We start from the raw sequence: 6,692 nt of genomic DNA on the forward strand, positions 1-6,692 counted from the left end.
GAATGCCTGAAATGACATCCTCTCCTGCGAAGATTTATTACACCAAGACCGACGAAGCCCCGGCCCTCGCCACCGCATCGCTCCTTCCCATCATCCAGACGTTCACGGCCCCGGCCGGCATCCCGGTCGAGCTGCGCGACATCTCGCTCGCCGGCCGTATCCTGGCCGCGTTTCCCGAGAACCTGACCGCCGAACAGCGGCACAGCGACGACCTCGCGTTTCTCGGCAACATGGCCAACCAGCCCGAGGCCAACATCGTCAAACTGCCGAACATCAGCGCCTCGATCCCGCAGCTCCAGGCGGCCATCAAGGAGCTCCAGGCGAACGGCTACAAGGTTCCCGAGTATCCGGCAGAGCCGAAAACCGACCAGGAGAAAGAGCTCAAGACGCGCTACGCGAAGATCCTCGGCAGCGCCGTGAATCCCGTGCTGCGCGAGGGCAATTCCGACCGCCGCGTCGCCGATCCGGTGAAAGAGTATGCCCGCAAGAACCCGCACTCGATGGGCGCCTGGACGAAAGACTCGAAGTGCCACGTGGCCCACATGACCGACAAGGACTTCTTCGGCAGCGAGAAGTCGGTCGTCGTCGAGAAGGCCGGCCCCGTGAAGATCGTACACGTCGACAAGGCGGGCAAGGAAACGGTTCTCAAGGAAAAGCTCCAGCTCGAGGCGGAAGAGGTCATCGACGCCGCCACGATGAGCCGCAACGCCCTGCGCGCCTTCCTCGCCGAACAGATCGCCGACGCGAAGGCGAAGGGCGTGCTGTTCTCGGTGCATCTGAAAGCCACCATGATGAAGGTATCCGACCCGATCATGTTCGGCCACGTCGTCAGCGTCTTCTTCAAGGACGTTTATGAAAAGCACGCCGAGACGTTCCGCACGCTCGGCATCAGCCCCAACAACGGCCTAGGCGAACTCCACGAGAAGATCGCGACCCTTCCCGCCGACAAGCAGGAAGAGATCAAAAAGGACATCGAGAAGGTCTACACCGCGCGGCCCGAGCTCGCGATGGTCAACTCCGACAAGGGCATCACCAACCTGCACGTGCCCAGCGACGTCATCATCGACGCCTCGATGCCCGCGGCGATCCGCGCCGGCGGCAAGATGTACGGCCGCGACGGTAAGCTGCGCGACATGAAGGCGGTCATTCCCGACCGCTCCTACGCGCGCATCTACCAGGCGACGATCGACTTCTGCAAGGAAAACGGCGCGTTCGATCCCCGCACGATGGGCAGCGTCTCGAACATCGGCCTGATGGCGCAGAAAGCCGAGGAATATGGCTCGCACGACAAGACCTTCGAGATCCAGGGCGACGGCGTCGTGCGCGTGATCGACGCGGCCGGCAAGGTGCTGATCGAGCACGCGGTCGAGAAGGGCGATATCTGGCGCATGTGCCAGACAAAAGACCTGCCGATCCGCGACTGGGTCAAGCTCGCCGTGACCCGCGCCCGCATCACCAACACCCCGGCATTGTTCTGGCTCGACGAAGATCGCGCCCACGACAAGAGCCTGATCGGCAAGGTGCAGAAATACCTGAAAGACCACGATACGAAGGGCCTCGACATCCAGATCCTGCCGCCCCGCAAGGCGATCGTGGCCAGCATGAAGCGCTCGAAAGAAGGCAAGGACACTATCTCGGTCACCGGAAACGTGCTGCGCGACTACCTGACCGACCTGTTCCCGATCCTCGAGCTCGGCACCAGCGCCAAGATGCTCTCGATCGTGCCCCTGCTGAACGGCGGCGGCCTCTACGAGACCGGCGCGGGCGGATCGGCCCCGAAGCACGTCCAGCAGCTCCTGGAAGAGGGCCATCTGCGCTGGGATTCGCTCGGTGAGTTCCTGGCGCTCGGCGTCTCCCTCGAGGATTACGGCCGCCGGAACGACAACCCCGCCGCGACCGTGCTGGCCAAGGCGCTCAACGACGCGATCGGCAAACTACTCGACGCCAACGTCGCCCCGGCCCGCGACGCCGCGAGCGGCATCGACAATCGCGGCACGCACGTCGCTCTCGCCCGTGCCTGGGCCGAGGCGATGGCCGCCCAGAAGACCGACGCAAAGCTCCAGGCGAGGTTCGCCGCCGCCGCGAAGAAACTGGCCGAGAACGAGAAGCAGATCCTCGCGGAGATCGACGCGACCCGCGGAAAACCGGTCGACATCGGCGGCTACTACCAGCCCGACGAGGTGAAGCTCGCACAGGCGATGCGCCCCAGCAAGACCTTCAACGCGATCCTCGACGAACTCGCCCGCGCCTGATCACCAACATCTTCTGTAGGGGCGGGTTTGAAACCCGCCCCTACGTTATGTTTCAATATATATTGTATTGTCAGGCGTCCTGCAGAAAAAACCGCAGGATCGTTCCCAGGCGGTCGGACCAGGCTTGCTCGTGATGCAGGCCGCCGTGGATCTCCTGGTAATAATAGTCGCGGCCGGGCCTGAACCGGTGCGACAGCAGGATCTGCTCGAGACGGCGCATCACCTCGATGCCGTCGGCGAGGTCGGGAACTTCGATCCCCTCGTCGCTGCCCATGTCGAACCAGAGCTTGACGCCGCGCAGGAACGCCGGGTCTTCCGCGATTCGGTCGAGGATCCAGTAGTTGCCGGGCCAGAGGCCGGGCGACAGCGCCCCGCAACACCCGAACGTGCCCGGAAACCGTCTGCACAGGTCGATGGCAATGAGGCCGCCGAACGACGACCCGATCGTGCCGACAAAACGCTGGTCGGAAGCGGCATCCCATTCGGCCTCGACGCGGGGCTTGACCTGCCGGGCCACGAACTCGCAATACCGATCGGACTTTCCCCCGCCCGACCGGCGCGGCTCGTAGACCGGCAGAAATTCATCGACCCGCCGGGCGCCTGAAAAGATAGCGACAAGGATCGTCGGTGGAATCAGCCCTTCCTGCTCGAGTTCGGCCGCCACGATATCGGCCCGCCATTCCCCGCCCGACAGCGAACGCTCGGTGCCGAACAGGTACTGGCCGTCATGGCAGTACAAAACCGGCCATCGTTTTCCCGGGCTCTTTTCGTATGCGGGCGGCAGCCTGACGATGAAGGTCCGGTCTTCGCCCAGCTCCTTCGAAAATATATCGTATCGAATCTGCCGCCCCGACGCAGCCCGGGACTGCTCCGTCGTCCGCTTCCAGCCCTGAACGGTGCAGGCGCACGTCGTCCGGTCCCACGACGGGGTAAACACCCGGTTGGGAATTTCGTTTCCGACGGCGTCGGTCTCCACACAGTCCCAGCTGCCCTGCGTGAACTTGAACTCGAATGGAATCCCGGCTTCCAGGCCGATCCGCACGCGCCAGGTGCCCCCGACGTTCAAACACGGCGCGGCATCAGCCACCCATCGCCGTTCCCCGCCGAAACTCCCGGCGATGAACAGCGACGCATCACGGGGAATCGCCGCCCCCGACGCAAGCGTGACCTGAAACTCGACATCGACCGTCCACATACCCCCGCATGATACCCGCTCCCGTTCCCGGCCTCAACATCACCAGATCCCTTCGGAGCATGCCACCCGCTGAATCGCAGAGCCCACGAAAGGCACGGCGGACTCACGTCATCCCTCAGCAATGGAGCTCTCTGCACAGCACCGGAGCGAGGTGAATTCTGGTAGAATCGGTCCTGGCTGACGTTTCTGCCACTCTACAAATACTGACAGCACGGAGAACTGCATGAACAGGCACTTCATCATTTTCCTTTTCCTGGGACTCCTCGTCCCCGCCGCATCGGCGATCGGGCAGACCTGTCGGGGGTTCGAGCGTTCAGAGGCCCATCGGAACGATCCGGCCGTGAAAGCGGTCCGCACGGCTATCGAACACAGTGATGTCACCATCGCGAACGAGTTCGAGTTCGTCCGGTCGATCGCCGGCCGGTTCTACGTGCTCACCGGCCCGGACTTCGTCTTCGTCGACACGGCCGGAACGCCGGACAAGCATTACGTCTCCCCGCTGTTTCACGTGGATGGCGGGAAAATCAACGTGTTCTGGCAGCTCGACCGGCCGCAGAAACGGGTTTTCTTCATCTCCTACGAAGGAAAGCGAAATGACGGAACCCAGGGAAGACACGTCCTGTATCTGGAAATCCCGTCGACCGGCAATGCGTGGTGCAACGACGTCATCGGCCTGGAAGCCTTGGATCAGGCCGACCCGAGCCGCACGGGCATCGCCGGCGACCGTCTGCGCGACGTCAGGCTCATCGACGTCAATCACGACGACTACGCCGAGATGCTGTGCTCGTTCGACGGCAGCGACGTCGGAAACCGAAAAACCCTCCTCTTTCGCCAGGAGATAACCGGCAACGCCTTTGTATTCACCCCCTGGAAACCGACCTACTCCCGCGCCTTCTTCGATACCCTCTTCCAGCGTACTGGCGAGATCGGCAAAGAATAAGTCTTATTCCATCGTCCAAGAGTATTTATACTTACATCTATATCAGACCATACCTTGTAGTCTTGCAGGAATCCGGTGAAGAGAGCTCTCATCACCGGATTCCTTTTTTGATCGTGCTTTATGCCGCAAGACAATCGAAGGTCAGTTGAATAGGGCGAGGGCGATCACCGCCAAGATTTGGACCAAGAATTCGGGCAAAAATGGCTTTGAGTCGCCATTCCCAGCCCCCATTGCCATATGCAAAGGCATATCGCCGAATTTTCTCGATATCCCGATCGAACAGGGCAATGCGTCCAGATTTCCGGCTCGTACGGTTTTGAAGCGTTACAAGAAGATGCTGAAATCCGCCATTGTCCTTGGTTTGGGGTTTCTGCCGAAAGAGAACTTCGATTTCAGATTGACGAAGATAAAAGATCATATTACACTCCAAATCATCAAAAAGAGGCCACAGTGCCATTTCCAGAAGGAATTGGTAGTTGTGGAAAAGCAGACCAGGTCATGGTCTACGCGCTACGGATACGTTGTTTATTCTCTTCCGGCCCAGGTGCAGCAACACCTGGGCCGATTTTTATCTACCGCCTCCTTCCCATTCGATGATTCGACGATTGCCCTCATCTGCCGGCAGCCGTCGGCCCATGAGAAACATTCGTTCGAGAAGGAGGGCGGCGTGATCCGGAGTGATGATCTTACCCAGGACCATTTCCTCCAGCAACCACAAGGTGCCCCGACAGACGACCCGCTCTTTGGCGGCTGCCTTACGCAGTTTTTCATCACCAGAAAGGAGAACCGCCTTCCGGGATTTGGCTGCAAGAAGGATTGCCGCATCATAGACGCTTATCCCGTAGACGGCTCCTGCGCTGCCCATCTGTTCGAGAACGTGGTCCGGCGTTTCGAGGATGATGACGCCGGCTTTCCCGATCTGATCGAGACTCGGGTCTTCCAGATCGGCAGCCATGATATCGACGGTCACGATGCGAAATGGAAGCTTGAGAAAATGTGAAAGCGCGTTGACGAGGAAAAAATCGAGCAGGACCGTCGAGTCGATATAATGATTGCCGACATCTTCAGACATTCTGGCCGAGGCTCTCTTGACGGAATTGATTGAGATTCTGCCCCAGGAGCTCGGCAGCCTTGCTCTCGGAAATGAGCGATTCCGCATGGGCACGCAGAACCAGTTGCCGCATCATGGAGGGCTTCGATTCGGCCGGGTATGGTTCACCCGGTTCTCGGGTCAGCCAGCCACGTTTCCGGAAGGCCATGAAGAGGTGCTGAGCGGTGGACGGTGTGATGATGTCGAGATCTTTCGCCCGGTATATCCAGGCGCTCATGCTGAGGCCGTATTTCCGCTTGAGGAGGTAGAGTTCATCGATGTCGAGATGATGGCGTTTCCGGCCAAGCTCCCGAATGGCGACGTCCTGCGGCACGAGGAAGGCGGCCGCAAATCGCATCGTGGGTTTCTCGCGCGTGCGCTTGTCGCCCTCTTCCGGGGTGCTGATGATCAGATGACCAAGTTCATGGGCAAGATTGAAACGAAGCCGATCGCCGGGAAGCTCGGACTGCGCGACGATGCCGCATCGGCCATTGGTTCGGAACGCGCAGGCATCGAAGGAATCCGGCGTATCCTTGATGAGGTAGACCCGCACCCCATGTTCTTCGAGGAGTGCGGTCATGTTCTCGATCGGTGCCAGACCGAGGTTCCAGACGTTGCGCAGTTCAAGAGCAATCGCTTCGACCTCTTCGGCGGACGAGACGTTTCGCTGGTTGGCGGAAGCGAGGAAGGAATCTTCGATGCGGTGAGGAAACAGGTTCTCTACCTGTTCATAGCGCTCGAGCCAATCATGAATGCGGCCGATGATGGAACGCTGCTCTTTGGCCTGCAGAGCGTTTTTCTTTCGGAATTCGAGATCCGCCAGGGCGATGGTGACCGGCCGGAAAAAGAATTCGATCTTCACCCTGAGGGCGCGAGCAAGGCTGATCAAGATCGCCGAACCGGGCATGACTTCTCCCCGTTCGTAGTTGGAAAGGGCTTGCGCGGAAACGCCGACCATCTCGGCAAGATCGCGCAGCGAAAGCCCCTGCGCCGTTCGCGCCCCCTTGAGACGCTCGCCAAAAAGTTGCTTCGCAGACATAAATGTTCCGTCTCCTCATTTACAATATGCGAAAAACTATGCTGTTTGTCAAATGAGGAGAGACAACGATGAACAGGAAAATGCCATCTACGCCAACTCTCCACGGAAGGCTTTGGCAAGGATGGAGGGCATGAGCTTGTCGACGAACGCCATGGCCTTGTTGTAACGGGCCTCGA

General features: G+C 60.0%; 6 protein-coding genes. 2 read left to right on the forward strand and 4 right to left on the reverse strand.

The genetic code is table 11. The annotated features are described in order from the left end of the window. Nucleotides 1-11 precede the first annotated feature (11 nt). Nucleotides 12-2,252, forward strand: a complete 2,241-nt coding sequence (locus PLU72_17075) for an NADP-dependent isocitrate dehydrogenase (protein ID HOT29892.1) — start codon at nt 12-14, stop codon at nt 2,250-2,252. Nucleotides 2,253-2,322: 70 nt separating this feature from the next. On the opposite strand, the gene PLU72_17080 is transcribed toward PLU72_17075, so the two are convergent. Then, a complete protein-coding gene (locus PLU72_17080) occupies nt 2,323-3,447 on the reverse strand; it encodes an alpha/beta hydrolase-fold protein (GenBank protein ID HOT29893.1) in 1,125 nt (374 codons plus the stop codon). Nucleotides 3,448-3,670: 223 nt separating this feature from the next. On the opposite strand from PLU72_17080, the gene PLU72_17085 reads away from it, so the two are divergent. Next, entirely contained in the window at nt 3,671-4,387 is a 717-nt protein-coding gene (locus tag PLU72_17085) for a hypothetical protein (protein HOT29894.1), read from the forward strand. A 118-nt stretch (nt 4,388-4,505) separates the two neighbouring features. Here the strand turns inward: PLU72_17085 and PLU72_17090 are convergent, their stop codons facing one another. The 3 genes from PLU72_17090 to PLU72_17100 all read right to left on the reverse strand — a co-directional run bounded on the left by PLU72_17090 (nt 4,506) and on the right by PLU72_17100 (nt 6,516). Next, nucleotides 4,506-4,805, reverse strand: a complete 300-nt coding sequence (locus tag PLU72_17090) for an aspartyl-tRNA synthetase (GenBank protein ID HOT29895.1) — start codon at nt 4,803-4,805, stop codon at nt 4,506-4,508. 150 nt (nt 4,806-4,955) lie between these two features. Continuing rightward, on the reverse strand, nt 4,956-5,459 hold the full coding sequence (locus PLU72_17095; protein ID HOT29896.1) for a hypothetical protein: 504 nt from the start codon (nt 5,457-5,459) through the stop codon (nt 4,956-4,958). After that, a complete protein-coding gene (locus PLU72_17100; GenBank protein HOT29897.1) occupies nt 5,452-6,516 on the reverse strand; it encodes an XRE family transcriptional regulator in 1,065 nt (354 codons plus the stop codon). Before PLU72_17100 ends, PLU72_17095 begins: the two co-directional genes overlap by 8 nt. Nucleotides 6,517-6,692 lie beyond the last annotated feature (176 nt).

This window comes from Candidatus Ozemobacteraceae bacterium (genome assembly GCA_035373905.1).
GTDB lineage: Bacteria > Muiribacteriota > Ozemobacteria > Ozemobacterales > Ozemobacteraceae > MWAR01.

Bases quoted from the DNA above. Each gene is read 5' to 3' on its own strand.
- PLU72_17075 (HOT29892.1), top strand. From the start codon at position 12: ATGACATCCTCTCCTGCGAAGATTTATTACACCAAGACCGACGAAGCC.
- PLU72_17085 (HOT29894.1), top strand. From the start codon at position 3,671: ATGAACAGGCACTTCATCATTTTCCTTTTCCTGGGACTCCTCGTCCCC.
- PLU72_17080 (HOT29893.1), bottom strand. From the start codon at position 3,447: ATGTGGACGGTCGATGTCGAGTTTCAGGTCACGCTTGCGTCGGGGGCG.
- PLU72_17095 (HOT29896.1), bottom strand. From the start codon at position 5,459: ATGTCTGAAGATGTCGGCAATCATTATATCGACTCGACGGTCCTGCTC.
- PLU72_17100 (HOT29897.1), bottom strand. From the start codon at position 6,516: ATGTCTGCGAAGCAACTTTTTGGCGAGCGTCTCAAGGGGGCGCGAACG.
- PLU72_17090 (HOT29895.1), bottom strand. From the start codon at position 4,805: ATGATCTTTTATCTTCGTCAATCTGAAATCGAAGTTCTCTTTCGGCAG.